The sequence below is a fragment of the Streptomyces sp. NBC_00193 genome, assembly GCF_026342735.1.
Lineage (GTDB): Bacteria > Actinomycetota > Actinomycetes > Streptomycetales > Streptomycetaceae > Streptomyces > Streptomyces stoeckheimensis.
On record NZ_JAPEMM010000002.1, the window covers coordinates 1,112,512 to 1,132,199 of the forward strand.

A 19,688-nucleotide genomic window follows, 5' to 3' on the forward strand; every position below is an offset into this window, starting at 1 on the left:
AGGACTGTAACCAGGCCGACTCGCGACTTGCAAGAGTTCGATGAAATCTTTCAGTCCGATCGCGCAGAGAATTTTGACAAGGTCATTGCAAATCTTCCGACGGGATTGCTAGCGTGCCGCCCGCCCTGCTCCGTGCAGGCCGGCCCGCCCCACCGCACGGCCACCCCCGCCCCGCCCCACCCTCGTCAGGGAGAACCCGATGACGCGTTCCCGTGTGTCGCTCCTGTCCGCCCTCGCCCTGCTCCTCCCGTTGACCCCGCTCGCCCTCGGCGGCCGGGCCGCGGCGGTCGCGCAGGCCGCACCCGCGCCGACGCCGGCGTCCGCGCCCGCGCCCGCGCCGCTCACCGTCGCCAACCCGGGCTTCGAACAGGGCCGTACGGGATGGCAGTTCACCTCCGGGACCGGAGTCGCCACGAACTACCCGCACGGCGCGGCCCGGCTCGCCTACCTCGACGCCGGGTCCGGGATGAAGGTGTCCCAGACCGTGACGGCCACGGGCCGGGGGACGTACGACATATCCGCCTGGATCGCGACGGGCGGGCCGAACGGCCGCTACACCGCCCGCGTCAACGGCGCGGTCGCCGCCACGCTCACCCTGCCGAGCGCGTCGAACTACCGGCGCTACACGCTCAGTCGGATCGCCCTCGCCCCCGGGGACAGGCTGGAGATCGCCTTCGAGTCGGGGGACGGCTGGGTCAACGCCGACGACGTGATGCTCTCCCCGACCTCCCCCGCGGACCCGCGGATCAGCTCGTCCGACCCGAAGATCGTCGAGATGTTCGACTGGTCCAAGCGCAAGGCCAACAGCTGGGTCCACCTGCCGGGCACGAAGGGCCCGCTCAACGTGGACGAGAACCGCACGGGCGGCAGCGGCACCGGTACCTACGCCGCCTCCTACTGGGCCGGGTACGCCAACCGCAGCGGCTACTACTCGCGCGACATGGCCCACCAGCTGTCCGGCGCGGGAGTCCTCGCCCTGCACGCCGAGAACAAGTCGATGCTCCGCTCGTTCGCCGCGTCCGCCACCCCCGCGCACAAGTACTACCCGGCGTGGGCCTTCAACTTCGACACCTCGACGTACCTCTCGATCGACTACAAGAGCCCGGTGAACTTCGTCCGCGAGGTGCCCGCCACCTTCGAGCTGGTGCAGAAGTCCGAGGAGGCGTACCGCTGGAGCGGGGACCGCGCCTACCTCGACGATCCGGCCCTGTGGGAGTTCTACCGCCACGCCACCGACGAGTTCGTCACCCTGCACGACGGGCTCAAGGACAACGGCGCGGTGCAGGTGGCGGAAGGCACGGGCCAGGGCATCTTCCAGGGCACCGCCAGCTACAACGAGCAGAGCGGCGAGCCCCTCGCCGAGGCCGGCGACGCGATCGGCTCCCAGTACCAGGCCTACCTGGCGATGGCCTCGCTCGCCCGCTCCAAGGGCGACGGCGCCCTCGCCGACCGGTACGAGACCAAGGCCCGGGACCTGAGGGCGTACTTCAACTCCACCTGGATCGGCTCCGGTTCGGGCTCGGCCATGGTGCGCGGCTACACCACGGACGGGCGCGCCCTGACCGGCTGGGGCAAGGAGAACAGCTGGTTCATGCCGATGAAGCAGATCATCGACCCCGGCCCCCGCCGGGAGGCCTACCTTGACTTCATCGACCAGCAGGCCTCGGGTCCGGGCCGGCCCTCCAACATCGAGGCCCTCACCTACCTGCCGGACACGTTCTTCCGGAACAACCGGAACGACACGGGCTGGAAGTGGATGAAGGACGTCTACGACCACAAGGACGTCCAGCACGTGAACACCAAGCAGGGCACCAACGGGGACTACCCCGAGGTCTCCTTCACCCTGCTCGGCCAGACCGTCGAAGGCCTGCTGGGCGTCACCCCTGACGCACCCTCACACGCCCTGAGCACCCGGTCCCGGCTGCCCTCGGGCATGGACTGGCTGCGGATCGACGACCTGAGGATCGGCGACTCGACGTTCTCCCTCCGCCACGACGGGACGACGAAGTCCACCCTCACGCACGCTTCGGGCACCTCCCCCTACACCTGGGAGGCCCGCTTCCCCGGCACCTTCGCCACCCTCACGGTCGACGGAGTGCCCCAGCCGGCACGCACCAAGGTCGTGGACGGAGTGACGTACACCTACGCGACCCCGACCGTCACCCCGGGCCGGACGATCACCGTCCAGACGGGCTGACCCCGGCTCCCGGGAGCCCGCCGACGCGCCGGGAAGCCGGCGCCGTCCGCTCCCCGCCCTTCAGCCGCGAGCCGCGTCAGCGGGAGATGAACTCGCGCAGCTCGCGCTGGAGGGCGGCCTTGGGCTTGGCTCCGACGATGGTCTTGGCCACCCGTCCGCCGACGAAGACGTTCATCGTCGGGATGGACATGACCCCGTAGGCGGCGGCCGTCTCCGGGTTCTCGTCGATGTTCAGCTTGACGATCTTGATTTTTCCGCCGTGCTCCGCGGCGATGGCTTCCAGCGACGGGGCGAGCTGGCGGCAGGGGCCGCACCAGGCGGCCCAGAAGTCGACGAGCACCGGCTTGTCGCTCTGCAGGACGTCCTCGAGGAAGGTTTTGTCGGTGACGTTCTTGAGGGCCATGGTGCGGCCTCCTCTCCTGTGCGGTCAGCGCTTGGCGTCGATCTCGGCTATCAGGCCCTCGATGAGGCCCTTGATCTCGTCGCGTATGGGGCGTACGGCCTCGACGCCCTGGCCGGCCGGGTCCTCGAGCTGCCAGTCGAGGTAGGTCTTGCCGGGGAAGTACGGGCAGGCGTCGCCGCAGCCCATGGTGATGATGTAGTCGGACGCCTGGGCGGCCTCGGGGGTGAGTACCTTCGGCTTCTGGTCGGAGATGTCGATGCCCAGCTCGGCCATGGCGGCGACGGCCGAGGGGTTGATCCGGTCTCCGGGGACCGAGCCGGCGGAACGGACCTCGACGCGGTCGCCGGCGAGGTGGCGCAGGAACCCGGCCGCCATCTGGGAGCGGCCCGCGTTGTGGATGCAGACGAACAGGACGGAGGCGGCAGGCGCGGAGGACATCTGTTCTTCCTTGGAGCCGGTGAAGTCAGCTTAGGCTGGTGTCAGCCCCTACTGATGTGACAGTATCAGCACATGATGACGTCAGTCGACACTGATCTGATCCGAGTCCTGGCAGACCCCCTCAGGCTTCAGATCGTGACCCTGCTCTCCCGCGAGACGCTGTGCACCACACACCTCGTGGAGGAGACCGGCGCCAAGCAGACCAACCTCTCCAATCACCTGAAGGTGCTCAGAGAGGCCGGGGTCGTGGAGACCGAACCGTGCGGCCGCTTCATCTACTACAGACTCCGCCCGGAAGTCATCGAGGCCATCGCCGGTCAGCTCGCCGACCTCGCGCAGACCGCGCGCGCCACGTCCGAAGCGAACATCAAGCGGTCCTGCCCATAGCCCGCTTGGATTCCCCCTCACCTGCCCGAGGAGAACCGTTGTCCGTCACCGAGCCCGTCGGCACCGCCCCCGCAGCGGTCACCGCGATACCCGCCGACGCGCCCCGGCCCGCACCCGGCGCGAATCCGCCCGCCAGTCCCCTGGTGGCCCGCGCCGCGGCCGAACTCGTCGGAACGGCCGCGCTCGTCGCGGTCGTCGTCGGGTCCGGGATCCAGGCGACGAAGCTGACCCAGGACGTCGCCCTGCAGCTGCTGGCCAACTCCACCGCCACGGTCTTCGGCCTCGGTGTCCTGATCGCCCTCCTCGGCCCGGTCTCCGGGGCCCACTTCAACCCGGTGGTCAGCCTCGCCGAGTGGTGGGCCACCCGCCGCACCGGCGGTGGTGTCACCGCCCGTGAGCTGGCCGTGTACCTGCCCGCGCAGATCGCCGGTGCCGTCGCGGGCGCGATCCTGGCCGACGCGATGTTCGGAGAGCCGCTCGTGAAGTGGGCGACCCACGACCGCTCCGCCGGGAACCTCCTGCTCGGCGAGGTCGTCGCCACCGCCGGCCTGATCCTGCTGATCTTCGGACTGGCCCGCACCGACCGCTTGCGCTTCGCGCCCGTAGCCGTCGCCTCGTACATCGGCGCCGCCTACTGGTTCACCTCCTCCACCTCCTTCGCCAACCCGGCCGTCACCATCGGCCGCGCCTTCACCGACACCTTCGCGGGCATCGCCCCCGCCTCGGTCCCGGCGTTCGTCGGCGTGCAGCTGGTGGGCGCGGTGGTGGGCCTGGCCCTGGTGGCGGTCATCTTCATGCGCGGCAAGACGGCGACCGCCGGAGCGCCCGAGGCATGACGCGCTCCACGGGTGCGGTGGTGATCGGCGGCGGCCGGTCGGGACGCGCGCTCAGCTGATCGTCGGGCTGCGGCGCTCCAGCAGGACGACGTCGCGCCACACGCCGTGGTGGCGGCCGATGCGCGCGCGGGTGCCGATGACCCGGAAGCCGGCCCGCTGGTGCAGGGCCAGACTCGCCGTGTTCTCGGGGAAGATCCCGCACTGGATCGTCCAGATGCCCGCCGCCTCGGTCGAGGCGATCAGGGCGTCCAGCAGGGCGCGGGCGACTCCGCGGCCCCGGGCGGCGGGGTGGACGTAGACGGAGTGCTCGACCACGCCGGCGTACGCGCATCGGTCCGAGACCTTGGACGCGGCGACCCAGCCGAGCAGCTTCCCGTCCGGGTCGACCGCGGCGAAGCGGTGCTCGGGCAGCCTCGCCGCGTCGAAGGCCTCCCAGGCGGGGGCCTCGGTCTCGAAGGTGGCGTTGCCCTCGGCGATCCCGGCCCGGTAGATCGCCAGGACCTCGTCCGCGTACGCCCGGGTCAGCGGCTCGATACGGAAGCTCATGCCGCGGCCGCCCGGGTGAGCAGGGCGCCCATGGCGGCGAGGACGGCGGGCTCCACGCGGTAGTAGACCCAGGTGCCGCGCCGCTCGGAGGAGAGCAGGCCCGCGTCCTTCAGCTTCTTCAGGTGGTGGGAGACCGTCGGCTGGGAGACGCCCACGTCGGAGATGTCGCACACGCACGCCTCGCCGCCCTCGTGCGAGGCGACGGCCGAGAAGAGCCGCAGGCGCACCGGATCGCCGAGGGCCTTGAACATCACCGCGGTCCGCTCGGCCTCCTCGGCCGTCAGCGGGCGCTCGGACAGGGGCGGGCAGCAGGCCGCGACGGCCTCCGGCTCCAGCAGCGGCAACACCTTCGTAGTCATGCCCCCATCATCAATGGAAATTCGACGGATGTCTATGTTGACGAACGTCGATCCAGGGGTCACTCTAGAGGCGTCAAGACATCGACAAACGTCAAAACAACCGGGGAGTCTGCCGTGACCGCATCAACCGAGACCCTGCCCGTCGTCGTGATCGGCGCCGGTCCGATCGGACTCGCCGCGGCGGCCCGCCTGATCGAGCGGGACATCGAGCCGCTGGTGCTGGAGGCCGGGCCGGCCGCCGCGTCCGCCGTGCGCGACTGGTCGCACGTACGGCTCTTCTCCACCTGGTCCGAGGTCGTCGATCCCGCCGCCGAGAAGCTCCTCGCCCCCACCGGCTGGGTCAAGCCGGACGGTGCCGCCTACCCCTCCGGCGGCGACTGGGCCGAGCGCTACCTCCAGCCCCTTGCCGACGCCCTCGGCGAGCGCGTCCGCTACGACGCGACCGTCACCGGAGTCTCCCGCGCCGGCCGCGACCGCATCGTCGACGCCGACCGCGAGGCCCAGCCCTTCGTCATCCACACCACCGCGGCCGACGGCACCGAGGCCCGCATCTTCGCCCGCGCCGTCATCGACGCCTCCGGCACCTGGTCCACCCCCAGCCCGGCCGGTGCCGCCGGCCTGCACGCCCTCGGCGAGCGCGCCGCCTCCGACCGCATCTCCTACCGCGTCCCCGACCTCAAGGACCCGGCCCTCCGCGCCCGTTACGCCGGCAAGCGCACCGCCGTCATCGGCTCCGGCGCCTCCGCCTTCACCGCCCTCGCCTACCTCGCCGACCTCGCCAAGGCGCAGGACGGCGCCGGGACGCACGCGACCTGGATCCTGCGGCGCGGCATCAGCGGCTCCACCTTCGGCGGCGGCGCAGCCGACCAGCTCCCCGCCCGCGGCGCCCTCGGCCTCGCCGCCAAGGCCGCCGTCGACGGCGGGTACGCGGACGCGGTCACCGGGTTCCGCACGGATTCCTTCGAACGCGACACCGACGGCCGCCTGGTCCTCGTCGGCGAGGACGGCCGCCGCCTGGACCCGGTCGACGAGGTCATCGTCCTCACCGGCTTCCGCCCCGACCTCTCCTTCGTGAACGAGCTGCGCCTCGGCCTCGACGAGCGCCTGCAGGCCCCGACCGAACTCGCCCCGCTGATCGACCCGAACCAGCACTCGTGCGGCACCGTCTACCCGCACGGTGCGGTGGAGCTTTCGCACCCGGAGAAGGACCTCTACCTCGCCGGCATGAAGTCCTACGGACGCGCCCCCACCTTCCTCGCCATGACCGGCTACGAGCAGGTCCGCTCCATCGCCGCCGCCCTCGCCGGCGACCACGATGCCGCCGCACGCGTCGAGCTCACCCTCCCCGAGACCGGCGTCTGCGGCGGAGCCGGCCTCTTCGACGAGCCCGAAGCCGCAGAGGAGACCGGTGGAGGCTGCTGCGCGGCCCCGGCCACCCTGACCATCGGCGCCCCGGTCTCCTCCGGCAGCTGCTGACCACGGTGCAACGCACCCAGGCCGACGCGGCCGCGACCGGGGCGGGGCTCCGGGCGCGGCCGCGCGCCGCCCTGCCCGCCCTCTGCGCCACCCAGATCACCAGCTGGGGGATCATCTACTACGCGTTCCCCGTCCTCCTGTCACGCCTGACGGCCGACACCGGCTGGTCCGCCAACGCGGCAACGGGCGCGTTCTCCCTGGCCCTTCTCGTCTCCGGCGTGGCGGGAATCCCGGTCGGCCGCATCCTCGACCGACGCGGCCCACGCGCGGTCATGACCGCCGGGTCGGTCATCGGCGTGCTCGCACTCCTGCTGATCGCGGCGGCCCCCAGCCTCCCCGTCTTCTTCCTGGGCTGGATCCTGGCCGGCATCGCGATGGCGGCCACCTTCTACCCGCCCGCCTTCGCCGCCCTCACCCGCTGGTGGGGCCCCGACCGCATCCGCGCCCTGACCATCGTCACCCTCGCCGGCGGACTGGCCTCCACCGTCTTCGCCCCACTGACCGCCGTCCTGGCCGAACACCTCGGCTGGCGGCAGACGTACACGGTGCTCGCCGTGATCCTCGCCGCCGTCACCATCCCCGCACACGCCCTGGCCCTGCGCGCCCCGTGGCCCGCCGCCCCACCCCAGCCGCCCAGGACGGACCGCACCCCGATCCCCCGAAGCCGCCCCTTCCTCCTGCTGGCCTCCGCCTTCACCCTCTCCAGCTTCGCGATGTACGCCGTGGTCATGGGTCTCATCCCGCTCCTCACCGAGCGCGGCGCCGACGCGTCGACAGCCGCCTGGGCACTGGGACTCGGCGGGGCAGGACAGACCCTCGGCCGCACCCTGTACGCGAGCCTGTCGGCCCGCACGTCCGTCACGACCCGCACGGCCACCCTCATCGCCCTCGGCGGCGCCACCACGGCCGCCCTCGCCCTCATCCCGGGCCCGATGCCGCTGCTCGTCGTCCTCGCGGTCCTGGCGGGGATCGTCCGCGGCAACCTCACCCTCCTCCAGGCCACCGCGGTGACCGACCGCTGGGGCACCACCCACTACGGCCGCCTCTCCGGCCTGCTGGGCGCCCCCGCGCACATCGCCGCAGCCCTCGCCCCCTGGGCAGGCGCCGCTCTGGCCGGGCCGCTCGGTGGATACGGGCACCTCTTCGCAGCCCTGGCCGCCCTGTCCTTCATCGCGACGATTCTCGCGGTCATGTGCCCGATGAAGGCGCAGGGAGCAGGCAACGGCGGATAGCCGGGATCGCGGACCCTACGGCCGGCCCGTCATCCCAGCAGGGCGTAGACCGTCGAGGCCTTCGCGGCCGGTTCCTCGGCGCCGTCGGGGGTCAGGGTGATGTCGGCGAAGGCCATCCGCTTGCCGAGTTTGGTGATCCGTACGTCGATCAGCACGTCGGCGCCGACCACCGGCCGCTGGAAGCTGGTGGACTGCTGGACGGTGGTCATCGGACCGTAGGCCCCGCGCGCGGCGGAGATCGCGATCACGGTGGCGGTGTCCGCGGCGGCCATCAGGGCCTGGCCGCTGAGGCCCCCGCCGTCCCGGGCCAGGGCGTCGGACCAGGGCAGCCGCAGGACGGCGTGCCGGTCGCCGGTCTCCTGGACGGTGAGCCCGAGGGCGAGCACCCAGGGGGCGAAGTTGTCGTGGAGGATCTTGTTCGCGTCAGCCGGTGTCAGCATCGTCACCGGGTGATTGTGGCGGCCCCGGCCGGGCCGCCACAACTCCCCGTGCGTCAGCCGGTCCTCAGAGGGTGGCGGCCAGTTCCGTGCCCTGGCGGATGGCCCGCTTGGCGTCCAGTTCCGCGGCCACGTCGGCGCCGCCGATCAGGTGCGCCTCGATGCCGGCCGCGCGCAGGGCCTCGTACAGGTCGCGGCGCGGTTCCTGGCCGGTGCACAGGACCACCGTGTCGGCGGGTACGAGGCGCTGCTCGCCCTCCACCGTGATGTGCAGGCCCTCGCCGTCGATCCGGTCGTACGCGGCCCCCGCGACGGAGACGACACCGCGGTGCTTGAGCTCCGCCCGGTGGATCCAGCCGGTGGTGGTGCCGAGCCCGGAGCCGACCTTGGTGGTCTTGCGCTGGAGCAGGTGCACCTGGCGCGGCGGGGCGGGGCGCTCGGGGGCGGTGAGGCCGCCGGGGCCGGTGTAGGCGGTGTCCACGCCCCAGTGGCGGAAGTAGACCTCGGGGTCCTGGGAGGCTCCTTCGCCGCTGTCGGTGAGGAACTCGGCGACGTCGAAGCCGATTCCGCCGGCGCCGAGGACGGCGACGCGCTGCCCGACGGGGGCGCCGTCGCGCAGGACGTCGAGGTAGCTGACGACGTTGGGGCCGTCGACGCCCTCGATGTCGGGGGTGCGGGGGGTGACGCCGGTGGCGACGACGACCTCGTCGTATTCGCGCAGGGTCTCGACGTCCGCGCGGGTGTTCAGCTTGACCTCGACCGCGTGCTCGGCGAGTTGGGTGCCGTAGTAGCGGATGGTCTCCTCGAACTCCTCCTTGCCGGGGATGCGGCGGGCGATGTCGAGCTGGCCGCCGATGTGGCCGGAGGCTTCATAGAGGGTGACGGCGTGGCCGCGGCCGGCGGCGGAGACGGCGCAGGCCAGGCCGGCCGGGCCGGCTCCGACGACGGCGACGCGCTTCTTCAACTGGGTCGGAGACAGGATGAGTTCCGTCTCGTTGCAGGCGCGCGGGTTGACCAGGCAGGTGGTGAGCTTGCCGCTGAAGGTGTGGTCCAGGCAGGCCTGGTTGCAGCCGATGCAGGTGTTGATGGTCTCGGAGCGGCCCGCGGCGGCCTTGGCGACGAAGTCGGCGTCGGCGAGGAAGGGGCGGGCCAGCGAGACCAGGTCGGCGCGGCCGTCGGCGAGCAACTCCTCCGCGATTTCCGGGGTGTTGATGCGGTTGCTGGTGACGAGGGGGACGGAGACCGCGCCCATCAGCCGCTTGGTGACCCAGGTGTAGGCGCCGCGCGGTACGGAGGTGGCGATGGTGGGGATGCGGGCCTCGTGCCAGCCGATGCCGGTGTTGATGATGGTCGCGCCGGCCGCCTCGACCTCCTTGGCGAGGTGGACGACCTCGTCGAGGGTGGAGCCGCCGGGGATCAGGTCGAGCATCGAGAGGCGGTAGACGAGGATGAATTCCTCGCCGACGGCCGCGCGGGTGCGCCGGACGATCTCCAGCGGGAAGCGCACGCGGTTCTCGTAGGCGCCGCCCCAGCGGTCGGTGCGCTTGTTGGTGGCCGCGGCGATGAACTCGTTGACGAGGTAGCCCTCGGAGCCCATGATCTCGACGCCGTCGTACCCGGCCAGCTTGGCGAGGCGGGCGGCGCGGACGAAGTCCTCGATGGTGCGCTCGACTTCGGCGTCGGTGAGCGCGTTCGGGACGAAGGGGCTGATGGGGGCCTGGATCGCGCTGGGGGCGACCAGGTCCTTGTGGTAGGCGTAGCGGCCGAAGTGGAGGATCTGCATCGCGATCTTCCCGCCCTCGGCGTGCACCGCGTCGGTGATCACCCGGTGCTCGGCGGCCTCCTCCTCGGTGGTGAGGCGGGCGCCTCCCTCGAAGGGGCGGCCGGCGTCGTTCGGGGCTATGCCGCCGGTGACGATCAGGCCGGCGCCGCCACGGGCGCGCTCGGCGTAGAAGGCGGCGAGGCGCTCGAAGCCCCGCTCGTGCTCTTCGAGGCCGGTGTGCATGGAACCCATGATCACGCGGTTCGGCAGGGTGGTGAAGCCGAGGTCCAGGGGGCTCAGCAGGTGCGGGTACCGGCTCTGGGAACTCATGGAGGCGCCTCCTCGCGCGGGGGTGATGCTCCTGTTCTAGCTGAGCGGCCGCTTATTATGCAACTAGGTGCACAATCGAGTGCGGACCTCCACGACCCGGAGCTCCGGGGATTCCCGGGGCCCGGGACCCCGCGCCGAGGCGGCCTGTGGCGCAGTTCACGGCCCGGGTGATCGCCAAGGACGGGGGGGATGCCCGCATTCCTCGCCCCCGTACGCCGCGGCGCGCCCCCGCACTCCGGACCGGCCCGAGCGCGAGCCGGCCCTGTAGCCTCTGGCGGATGACGCGCGAGCCCGCTGCCACCCGGCCGACCGAGCAGCACACCGTGACGGTGAACGGCGGGGTGCGCCTCGCCTACGAGGTCACCGGCCCGCCGGCCGGGCAGCCGGTGCTCCTGCTCCCCGCGCTGGGCAAGACCGCCGCCGACTGGGCGGCCGTACGGGACGAACTCGCCCGGGAGCGGCGGGTGTTCGCGCTGGATCTGCGCGGCCACGGAGCCAGCGCGCGGCCCTGCGCGTATTCGCTGCCGCTCATGCGGGACGACGTGCTGGCCTTCCTGGACGCCCTCGGACTGGACCGGGTGGACCTCGTGGGGCATTCGATGGGGGGCGTCGTCGCGTACCTGGCGGCAGCCGCGCAGCCGCACCGGTTCGGCCGCCTCGTCCTTGAGGACGCGCCCGCACCGCTCCCCCGCGAGTCCGTGGCCCCGGAACGTCCCGAGGGCGAAATCGACTTCGACTGGGCGATGGTGCTCGCGGTCCGGCCCCAGCTCGACCGCCCCGACCCGGCCTGGCTCGCGGACCTGGCGCGGATCACGGCCCCCACCCTGGTCGTGTACGGCGGCCCCACCAGCCACCTGGCGCCCGCCGCCTTCGACGAGGTGGTCCGCCGCATTCCGGACGCCCGCCTGATCACCCTCCCGTACGGCCACTTGATCCACGCGGCGGCGCCCGGGGAGTTCACGGCGGCCGTCTCGGCCTTCCTCGCGGAATGATCCCGGCCCCGATCACCCAGCCGGCACCGGTGGCCCGGGCCGCGGGGCACCCCGTCCTCGGGGCACCCCTCGGGCGAGCCGGATCGCCGGTCAGGCCCGGCGGAGGCGGACCGTGACGATCTGGAACGGGCGCAGGGTGAGGGGGATCGTGCCGTCCGGGGCGGGGGCGGAGACGGCCGCGCCCTCCAGGGGGCGTTCCAGGAGGTCGCTCTCGATCGCCGCCGACAGGGGGAAGCCCGCCGCCAGGGTGGCGTGCGCGCGGCCGCCCCGGGATTCGTAGAGGCGGACGATCACGTCGCCGCTGCGGTCCTCGGCGAGTTTCACCGACTCGACGACCACCGCGTCCGAGTCGACCGCGACGAGCGGGGCGACCGGCCCCGCGCCGCGGAGCACGCGCTCCGGCAGGTTCAGGGCGTGGCCCTCGCGGACCGCGTCGCCGACGGCCGCGCCCGGAGCGAGCGAGAAGCGCAGGGTGTGCGCGCCCTGGTCGGTCTCCGGGTCGGGGTAGCGCGGGGCCCGCAGGAGGGAGAGGCGGACAGTGGTGGTCTGGCCGCCGTCGGGCCGCATGTCGCGGGTCACGTCGTGGCCGTACGTGGAGTCGTTGAGGACCGCGACCCCCCAGCCCGGCTCCTCCGCGTGGATCCAGCGGTGCGCGCAGATCTCGAACTTCGCGGCCTCCCAGGAGGTGTTGGTGTGGGTGGCCCGGTAGACGTGGCCGAACTGCGTTTCGGAGGCGGAGCGTTCGGCTTTGACGTCCAGCGGGAAGGCCGCCTTGAGGAACTTCTCCGTCTCGTGCCAGTCCACGTCCGTGACGATGTCCACCGTCTTGGCCCCGGCCCGGAGGGTCACCGACTGGGCGACCGAGGACAGGCCGAAGGACCGGGTCACCCGTACCGTGACCGAGGACGGCCCCGCCTGCGCGACCTCCAGCGCGTCCACGTCCACCAGGTCGGTGACCTTGTTGCGGTAGAACGCGTCGATGTCCCACGCGTCCCACATGTTGGGGAAGTCGGGGTGGATCTGGAGCAGGTTCGCGGCGGCCCCCGGTGCGACCGCTTCCCGCCCGGCCTCCAGGTCGTACGCGGACACGATCAGCCCGCGGCCGTCGATCTCCACGAGGAGCCGCCCGTTGGCGAGGACGTGGCCGCCGCCGTGGCGCTCCTCCACCGTGACGGGCTGCTCGGCGGCCACCGGCCGGCCCGCGCCGCCCGCCGGGACGCCGCGCCGGGCGTGCGGGGCGCAGTTGAAGACCAGCTCCTCCTCGCCCTCTCCGGCGAGGGCCGTCTGCGCGGCCACCGTGACGGCCGTCAGCTCCTCCCGCACCGCGGCGTACGTCGCGCGGGCCTCGCGGTGCACCCAGGCGATGGAGGAGCCGGGGAGGATGTCGTGGAACTGGTGGAGCAGCACGGTCTTCCAGATCCGTTCCAGGTCCTCGTACGGGTACGCGTACCCGGGGACCTTCACGGCGGCCGTGGACGCCCACAACTCGGCCTCGCGCAGCAGTGATTCGCTGTGCCGGTTGCCCTGCTTGGTCTTGGCCTGCGAGGTGTAGGTGCCGCGGTGCAGCTCCAGGTAGAGCTCGCCGGCCCAGACGGGCGCGTCCTCGTACTCGGCGTGCGCCTTCTCGAAGAACGCGTCGGGGCGCTCGATCTCCACGCGCGGGGAACCTTCGAGGTCCCGCTGGCGCTTGGCGCGGCCGAGCTGCTCCCGGGTCGGGCCGCCGCCGCCGTCCCCCCAGCCGAAGGGGGCCAGTGAGCGCGAACCCCGGCCCTTCTCCTGGTAGTTGCGGGCGGCGTGCGCCAGCTGGGCGCCGCCGAGGTCGGAGTTGTAGGTGTCGACGGGCGGGAAGTGCGTGAAGACGCGGGTGCCGTCGATGCCCTCCCACCAGAAGGTGTGGTGGGGGAACTTGTTGACCTGGGACCAGGAGATCTTCTGCGTCAGGAACCACTGGGAGCCGGAGAGCTTGACGATCTGCGGCATGGCGGCGGTGTAGCCGAAGGAATCGGGCAGCCAGACGTTCTTCGTCTCGATGCCGAACTCGTCCATGAAGAACTTCTTGCCGTAGAGGAACTGGCGGGCCATGGCCTCGCCGCCGACCATGTTGGTGTCGGACTCGACCCACATGCCGCCGACCGGCACGAACTGCCCGTCGGCGATCTTCTTCTTGACCCGCTCGAAGAGCTCAGGCCGGTAGGTCTTGATCCAGTCGAGCTGCTGCGCCTGGGACATGGCGAAGACGAACTCGGGGTGCTCCTCCATCAGACCCAGCATGTTGGACGTGGTCCGCGAGACCTTGCGCACGGTCTCGCGCAGCGGCCACAGCCACGCCGAGTCGATGTGGGCGTGCCCGATCGCGCTGATCCGGTGCGCGGAGGCACTGGCGGGGGCGGCCAGGACGACGACGAGCCGGGCGCGGGCGTCGGCCGCGGTGCCGGGGACGTCGCAGAGGTCCACCGCGTCGAGGGCGGAATCGATGGCGCGCAGGATCTCGTACCGCCGGGCATCGCGCTCGTCGAGCTGCGTCATGAGGTCGTGGAGGACTTCGAGGTCCTGTACGAGTTCCCAGACCTCGGTCTCGAAGACGGCGAGGTCCATCCGGGCGAGCCGGTAGAGGGGCTGGTCGCCGCTGGTCTGCTTGTCGCCCTCGTAGGTGACCGAGTGGTCGACGAGGATCGGGTTGGAGGCGCCTTCGACGTACCACTCGATGCGCTCGCCGCCGTCCGCGCGGTCGGCGACGCGCACCCAGTCGTTGTACGGGTTGATCGCCTTGACCTCCCCGCCGTCGGCGCGGTGGACCAGGCCCTCGCACTGGAAGCCGGGCATCATCCGGTCGAAGCCGAGGTCGAGTACGGCTTCCACCGTGCGGCCGGCCCAGTCGGCGGGGACGGTGCCGGTGACCTTGAACCAGGTGGTGCCCCAGGCCGGGCCCCACAGGTCGCCGATGGCGCAGGGTTCGTAGGAGGCCGCCAGGCCCTCGGCGACGGGGACGGGCTCGCCGGGGGCCTCCCAGCGCTCCACGGTCAGCGGGACCGAGCGGGAGTGGACGGCGGGCTTGATGCGCTCCTTGAGGACGCGGCGGAGGCGGTGTTCGGTGATGCTGCGGTCGTCGTGCATGACGGCTGCTCCAGGGTGGGGGCGGACTGCGATCCTGCGGTCGGTCGGGGGGCGGGGGCCGGTGGTGCGGTGGTGTGGTGGCCCAGTGGCCCGGTGGTCGGTCAGGTCTTGACGGCTCCCTCGCCAACGCCCTTGAAGAAGAAGCGCTGGAGGGCGAAGAAGAGCAGCATCATCGGGATCAGCGCGGCCATCGCACCGGCGGCGATGATGCGCTGGTCGCTGACGGTGGTGGCGCCGGCCAGGGTCTTCAGGCCGAGCTGGAGGGTGTAGTTGTCGCTGTTGGTCAGCACCAGCAGGGGCCAGAGGAAGTCGTCCCAGGCGCCCATGAAGCTGGTGATGCAGACGACGGCCAGGGCTCCCTTGGCGGCGGGGAGGAAGACCCGGGTGAAGCGGGTCCACTCGTTCGCGCCGTCCAGGACCGCGGCCTCCTCGACCTCCTTGGGGACGGCGAGGAAGGCCGATCGCATGATCATGATGTTGAGGACGGAGACCGCGCCGGGCAGCCAGACACCGATGAGGGTGTCGACCAGGCCCATCTCGCGGACCGTGAGGAACATCGAGATCATCACGGACTCGAAGGGGAACATCAGCGTCGCCACCAGCACGGTGAAGACGATCTTGCGGCCCTTCCAGGCGGCCCGGGAGAGCGCGTAGCCGCCCATGGCCGCGAAGAGCATGTTCGAGGTGATGGCGAGGACCGCCACGGTCAGGGTGTTGCCGACGTACTGGAACAGCGGGAACGACTCCGCTACCCGGACGTAGTTGTCGAGGGTGGGCTGCGAGGGCAGCACCCCGTCGTAGACGTTCTCGGTGCGGCCGCGGATCGAGGTCAGGAACTGCCAGACGATCGGCCCGAGCATGATGACGAGCATCAGCAGGAGCGTGGCGTACCGGCCGGCGAGGCCGAGCCGGTAGCGCCGCGCGTCGGCCCCGACGGGCTTGCCCGCCTTGTTTTCCCGGGATCCGCGGGATGCGCGGGATGCGAGGGATGCGAGGGCACTCAACTTTCGTCTCCCTTCGAGAGACGGCGGCCCAGCAGGCTGAAGACCAGCGTCAGGAGGAACAACAGGATGGAGATGGCGGCCGCGTAGCCGGTCTCGCCGGAGAATCCGAGGCCGACCTGCCGGATGAGGAAGGGCAGGGTACGGGCGCCGCCGCCGGGACCGCCGCTCTCGCCGCCCAGGATGTAGATCTCGGTGAAGACGCGGAGCGCGGAGATCGCGGAGAGGGTGCCGACCAGCAGCATCATCGGCTTCACCTGGGGGACGGTGATGCTGAAGAAGCGGCGGACGGGGCCCGCACCGTCGAGCGCGGCGGCCTCGTAGAGCGAGGTGGAGACGTTTCCGAGGGCCGCGAGGTAGAAGACCATGTAGTAGCCGAGGCCCTTCCACACGGTCACGATCATCGCGGAGACCAGCAGCATGGTGCTGTCGGTCAGGAACGGGATCGGCTCGGAGATGATGCTCAGCTTCTGGAACAGCGTGTTGACCAGACCGTCGCTGCGCAGCACCCACTGCCAGATGAGGCCGACGACCACCGCCGAGGCGATCACCGGGGTGTAGAAGGCCGAGCGGAAGAAGCCGATGCCGGGGACCTTCGTCTGCACGAGGACGGCGAGGGCCAGCGGCAGGAACACCAGGCACGGGACGACGACCACGAGGTACAGCACGCTGTTGCCGGTGGCGACCCAGAAGTCGGTATCGGCGAAGGCGCGGGTGTAGTTGTCGAAGCCGACGAACCCGCCGCCGCGCAGGATCTGCGCGTCGGTGAAGGAGAGGATCACGGTGTTGACGAACGGCCAGAGGCTGAACATCGTCACCATGATCAGGCCCGGGGCGAGGAAGAGGTACGGGGTCCACCACGAGCGGTGGCGCAGCCCGGTCTCGGCTTCCATGGCCTTCTTGGCCTTCTTGACCCGCTTAGCCTGCTTGACCTGGTTGGCCCTGCTCTTCTCCCGCAGTTCAGGGCCCGAGGACGGGCTCATGGCGTCCCCCTCTCCTTTCTCCGCTGGCGCCGCTGCCGCCGTCACTGCTGCGCCGTCTTGGCGAGCAGCTTGTTCGCCTCCTCCTGCGCCTTCTTCACCGCCGTCTTGGCGTCCTGCTCGCCCTTGATGGCCTTCTGCATCTCGCGCACGACCGCGTCGCCGACCTGGTTGGTCCACTGGACGGGGGTGTTGGCGTCGAGTCCCGCGGTCTTGAGCTGTTCGGCGCCGACGGCGCGGGCCACCGTCTCCGCGTCCTTGCCGTCGCCCCTGTCGGCGAAGAAGGGATCGGCTAGGCCGATGGCGTTGGAGGGGTAGATGGTGGCCTGCTTCGAGAACTGCACCTGGTTGGGGCCGTTGGTGAGCCACTTGGCGAACTCGGTCGCCGCGTCCATGTGCCGGGTGTCCTTCTTGATGCCGAGCGACTGGGCGTAGATGCCGATGTGGCCGAGCTGCCCGGTGACGGCGTTGGCCACCTGCGTGTTCGCGTAGATCTGCGGGGCGTTCTGCTTGATGTCCTTGACGAAGCCCGGGGAGCCGGGGCCGAACACGATCTTGCCGCCGCCGTAGAGCTGGTTGATGTCGTCCTGCTTGAGCAGGGACTCCTTGGGCATGGCGCCCTTGGCGTACAGGTCCTTCATCCGCTCGACCCACGCGACGGCCTTGTCGGTGTCGAAGGTGAACCGGTCCTGCTTCCCGTTCAGGATCGGGATGCCCATCTTCTGCCAGTCCCCGGGCAGCCGGCCCTTGGGATCGGCCATGAAGGCGGAGTACTTGCCCCCGGACGTGGCGGCGATCTGCTCGGCGTAGTCGAAGAACTGCTCGACGCTGGTCGGCGGCTTGGCCGGGTCGAGACCGGCCTTCTCGAAGAGGTCCTTGTTGTACGTGAGGATCTCCGGGGTCACGTACCAGGGGTACGCGAACACGCTGTCCCCCTTGCCGGGCAGCTTGAACTGCTCCCAGGCGCCGGGGACGTAGTCCTTGGCCACCTCGGGGTCGAGCTTGGCCACGTCGGCCAGCATGCCGCGGTCGCCGAGGAGCTGGAAGGAGTCGGTCGAGAGGTTGACGACGTCGGGGAGGGCGCCGGCCTGGGCATCAGCGACGATCTTCTCGTTGTAGCCGTCGCCCGGCACGTCCTCCCACTTGACCTTCGCGTCCGGATACTGCTTCTCGAACGCGTCGATGACCCCCTGGACGTACGCCGTGAACATGGGCTTCAGCTGAAGCGTGCGGAACGTGATCCGACCGGCCACCTTGCCGGTCCTCTCCCCCTCCTTCACCTCCCCGGCGCCACCGCTCATTCCACACGCGGAGGTCAAGAAGAAGGTGCCGGCCACGAGCGTGGTGAGGGCTATACGGGTCACGTTCTTACGGGTCATCGTCGCCGCCTTCAGGGGAGTTCCGGCCTCGTCGCCGGATCACTGGGCCCAAACTCACCCGAAATCAAGATTCCGTCAATATGACCAAAGCCCAGAAGGACAGGTACCCGTACGTCCCGAATTACGACAGAGAAGGGATACACAGTCCGAAAGTCACTCCATCACCATCACTCCGACCTGCACTGATGCGCTTTAGCCCTCATTACCGTTGGCGTGATATCGATTCAATAGCGCCCCCATCCGACCCCACCATCCCCCCGCCCGTACGCCGGAGTTTGACTTCTTATCGCCGGTGAACCAAAACTTGCACTAATGCGGTTTACCCAGCACATCTCATACCCGCATGCCGCAGTAAAGCCCTGCACTCCGCCACTCACTCCTGCCGACCCCGCCCACACGGATCACTCGGTGGAGGAACTCGGCTCGGACGGCTTCGCGTACGGCAACCTCGACCTGGGCGACGGCGAGACCCAGCCGCTGACCGTACGGACGTACGGCCGCGAGGAGGGCCTGCGCGGCAAGACCCTCCGCGTCATCCCGCGCGAGGACTCCCTCCACCTCGTCCACCCCACCACGGGCGCCCGCCTTCCCGATTGATCCGAGCGACCCGACGGACCCGAGGGTCCCGAGGGCCCCGGAGCGGGCTATGGCGCCGGTCGGGGCTCCCCCGTGCGGGAGCCGTTGCTGCGGACGCTCCGGCAACCCCGTGGCGTCGACGCCCCCGGCCGGGGTACGTTCACTGCCACGGCGTGTAGCTCAGCAGCCAGAGCACCGGCCTGCACAGCCGGAGGGCGCAGGGGCAGGACCTGCCACGCCGACGATGACCGAGAACACGATCCCGTACGCGACGCAGGTCCGAACGGCCGGCGAGGTGGCACGGCTGCTCGCCCGGCGACGCCCGAAGCCCGCCCTCGCCGCCGAGCGCGAGGCCATGACCGTGTGGCGCCCCTTCGAGGACGAGCTCCTCGCGTACTGGCTGCGCGGCGCGGACGCCGCCCTCTCGGAGGGCGCGGCCCTGCTCAAGCGGTACGAGGCGCTCACGGCGGCGCACCCCCTGACCGGCCGGCACCGCGACCCGCGGTCCCCCGCGGCGGTCCTGCGCCGGGCCTTGCTGGAGCGCGTCTCGGGCCGCGAACTTTCTTCCCGTTCAGCCGGGTTGGTCAGCCGCGCCACGGCGTCGATGGTGGCCCGGCACTGGGCTCCCGGTTCCGCCGCGCACACCCGGCTGCGCCAGGATCAGGCCCGCCGGGCGGCGCGGCCCGCGCACCACGAACTGGCCGCGCTGGTGAGCCGTCGCCTGGCCCGCCTCGACCAGGATTCCGGGCTCTCCGACGTGGACGCGCCCGTCGCCCCGGTCACCGCCGAGGAAGCCCGGGAGACCGGTCTGCCCGTCGGGACCCCGGTGCCCGCATCCGTGCGCGCCCTGGTCGCCACCGCCCTGCGCGCCCCCGCGGCCGTGCTCGTCCAACGGGGCGTCGCCACCTCGGCGGAGGACCTGGCCGGCCTGGCGGGATCGCTCCTCGCCGCGGAACTCGCCCCGGGCCACGGCCCGTACACCCCCGATGAACGGTCGGCCGCACCGGAGGTACGGGACTCCGCGCGCGCCGCGCTGCGCCGGCTCGCCGCCTTCGGCCTGGAATCCTTCCCCGCTGCCGACCCGACGCCCCGGTTCCTTGCGGGGCTGGCCGCGCTCGCCGGCCGGGCCGGGCTCTGCGCGTCCTTCGCCCTGGAGCCCTACGCCGACACCTACACCCGGACCGTGACCGCGAGCGTGCTCCCCGCCGCGCGCGTGAGCGCGGAGCTGCTGCACGGGACTCCT

General features: G+C 71.3%; 18 protein-coding genes and 1 tRNA gene. 8 read left to right on the forward strand and 11 right to left on the reverse strand.

All coding sequences use genetic code 11. The features are described 5' to 3' along the window. Positions 1-199: 199 nt before the first annotated feature. Complete coding sequence (locus tag OG898_RS33160; protein WP_266961979.1) at positions 200-2,197, forward strand: hypothetical protein; 1,998 nt, start codon at positions 200-202, stop codon at positions 2,195-2,197. Positions 2,198-2,273: 76 nt separating this feature from the next. Here the strand turns inward: OG898_RS33160 and trxA are convergent, their stop codons facing one another. Together trxA and OG898_RS33170 are read right to left on the reverse strand one after the other, a co-directional pair. Next, positions 2,274-2,600 (reverse strand): thioredoxin, encoded by a 327-nt coding sequence (gene trxA, locus OG898_RS33165; protein ID WP_250741914.1) that lies wholly within the window; start codon positions 2,598-2,600, stop codon positions 2,274-2,276. 24 nt (positions 2,601-2,624) lie between these two features. After that, positions 2,625-3,038, reverse strand: a complete 414-nt coding sequence (locus tag OG898_RS33170; RefSeq protein WP_250741915.1) for an arsenate reductase ArsC — start codon at positions 3,036-3,038, stop codon at positions 2,625-2,627. A gap of 72 nt (positions 3,039-3,110) precedes the next feature. On the opposite strand from OG898_RS33170, the gene OG898_RS33175 reads away from it, so the two are divergent. Together OG898_RS33175 and OG898_RS33180 are read left to right on the forward strand one after the other, a co-directional pair. Further along, positions 3,111-3,425, forward strand: a complete 315-nt coding sequence (locus OG898_RS33175; RefSeq protein WP_250741916.1) for a helix-turn-helix transcriptional regulator — start codon at positions 3,111-3,113, stop codon at positions 3,423-3,425. A gap of 38 nt (positions 3,426-3,463) precedes the next feature. Then, entirely contained in the window at positions 3,464-4,261 is a 798-nt protein-coding gene (locus OG898_RS33180) for an MIP/aquaporin family protein (protein WP_266961982.1), read from the forward strand. 51 nt (positions 4,262-4,312) lie between these two features. Here the strand turns inward: OG898_RS33180 and OG898_RS33185 are convergent, their stop codons facing one another. Together OG898_RS33185 and OG898_RS33190 are read right to left on the reverse strand one after the other, a co-directional pair. After that, positions 4,313-4,807: a GNAT family N-acetyltransferase gene (locus OG898_RS33185; protein ID WP_266961984.1), complete on the reverse strand. Its 495-nt coding sequence runs from the start codon at positions 4,805-4,807 to the stop codon at positions 4,313-4,315. Then, a complete protein-coding gene (locus OG898_RS33190; protein ID WP_266961986.1) occupies positions 4,804-5,166 on the reverse strand; it encodes a helix-turn-helix transcriptional regulator in 363 nt (120 codons plus the stop codon). Before OG898_RS33190 ends, OG898_RS33185 begins: the two co-directional genes overlap by 4 nt. Positions 5,167-5,280: 114 nt before the next feature. Between OG898_RS33190 and OG898_RS33195 the strand changes: the two genes are divergently transcribed. Both OG898_RS33195 and OG898_RS33200 read left to right on the forward strand, forming a co-directional pair. Continuing rightward, a complete protein-coding gene (locus OG898_RS33195; RefSeq protein ID WP_266961988.1) occupies positions 5,281-6,642 on the forward strand; it encodes an NAD(P)-binding domain-containing protein in 1,362 nt (453 codons plus the stop codon). A gap of 5 nt (positions 6,643-6,647) precedes the next feature. After that, positions 6,648-7,874 (forward strand): MFS transporter, encoded by a 1,227-nt coding sequence (locus OG898_RS33200; RefSeq protein WP_266961990.1) that lies wholly within the window; start codon positions 6,648-6,650, stop codon positions 7,872-7,874. Positions 7,875-7,903: 29 nt separating this feature from the next. On the opposite strand, the gene OG898_RS33205 is transcribed toward OG898_RS33200, so the two are convergent. Both OG898_RS33205 and OG898_RS33210 read right to left on the reverse strand, forming a co-directional pair. Next, positions 7,904-8,314: a PaaI family thioesterase gene (locus OG898_RS33205; RefSeq protein WP_250741980.1), complete on the reverse strand. Its 411-nt coding sequence runs from the start codon at positions 8,312-8,314 to the stop codon at positions 7,904-7,906. Between the two features lie 64 nt (positions 8,315-8,378). Continuing rightward, positions 8,379-10,403 (reverse strand): NADPH-dependent 2,4-dienoyl-CoA reductase, encoded by a 2,025-nt coding sequence (locus tag OG898_RS33210; protein WP_266961992.1) that lies wholly within the window; start codon positions 10,401-10,403, stop codon positions 8,379-8,381. A gap of 278 nt (positions 10,404-10,681) precedes the next feature. On the opposite strand from OG898_RS33210, the gene OG898_RS33215 reads away from it, so the two are divergent. Then, complete coding sequence (locus tag OG898_RS33215; protein WP_266961994.1) at positions 10,682-11,395, forward strand: alpha/beta fold hydrolase; 714 nt, start codon at positions 10,682-10,684, stop codon at positions 11,393-11,395. Between the two features lie 90 nt (positions 11,396-11,485). Here the strand turns inward: OG898_RS33215 and OG898_RS33220 are convergent, their stop codons facing one another. From OG898_RS33220 to OG898_RS33235, 4 genes are all read right to left on the reverse strand, one after another. After that, entirely contained in the window at positions 11,486-14,509 is a 3,024-nt protein-coding gene (locus OG898_RS33220) for a glycoside hydrolase family 38 C-terminal domain-containing protein (RefSeq protein ID WP_266961996.1), read from the reverse strand. 101 nt (positions 14,510-14,610) lie between these two features. After that, on the reverse strand, positions 14,611-15,513 hold the full coding sequence (locus OG898_RS33225; protein ID WP_266961998.1) for a carbohydrate ABC transporter permease: 903 nt from the start codon (positions 15,511-15,513) through the stop codon (positions 14,611-14,613). Next, on the reverse strand, positions 15,510-16,403 hold the full coding sequence (locus OG898_RS33230) for a carbohydrate ABC transporter permease (RefSeq protein WP_266962698.1): 894 nt from the start codon (positions 16,401-16,403) through the stop codon (positions 15,510-15,512). The genes OG898_RS33225 and OG898_RS33230 overlap by 4 nt, the downstream gene beginning before the upstream one ends. A gap of 131 nt (positions 16,404-16,534) precedes the next feature. After that, positions 16,535-17,869, reverse strand: coding sequence for a sugar ABC transporter substrate-binding protein (locus tag OG898_RS33235; RefSeq protein WP_266962000.1), 1,335 nt, complete (start codon positions 17,867-17,869; stop codon positions 16,535-16,537). 408 nt (positions 17,870-18,277) lie between these two features. Here OG898_RS33235 and OG898_RS33240 point away from each other — a divergent pair, with 408 nt between their 5' ends. Both OG898_RS33240 and OG898_RS33245 read left to right on the forward strand, forming a co-directional pair. Further along, entirely contained in the window at positions 18,278-18,466 is a 189-nt protein-coding gene (locus OG898_RS33240; protein ID WP_250741927.1) for a hypothetical protein, read from the forward strand. A 148-nt stretch (positions 18,467-18,614) separates the two neighbouring features. After that, a tRNA-Cys gene (locus OG898_RS33245) sits at positions 18,615-18,687 on the forward strand. A gap of 329 nt (positions 18,688-19,016) precedes the next feature. Here OG898_RS33245 and OG898_RS33250 read toward each other — a convergent pair. Next, entirely contained in the window at positions 19,017-19,415 is a 399-nt protein-coding gene (locus OG898_RS33250; protein ID WP_266962003.1) for a hypothetical protein, read from the reverse strand. Between the last annotated feature and the right edge of the window lie 273 nt (positions 19,416-19,688).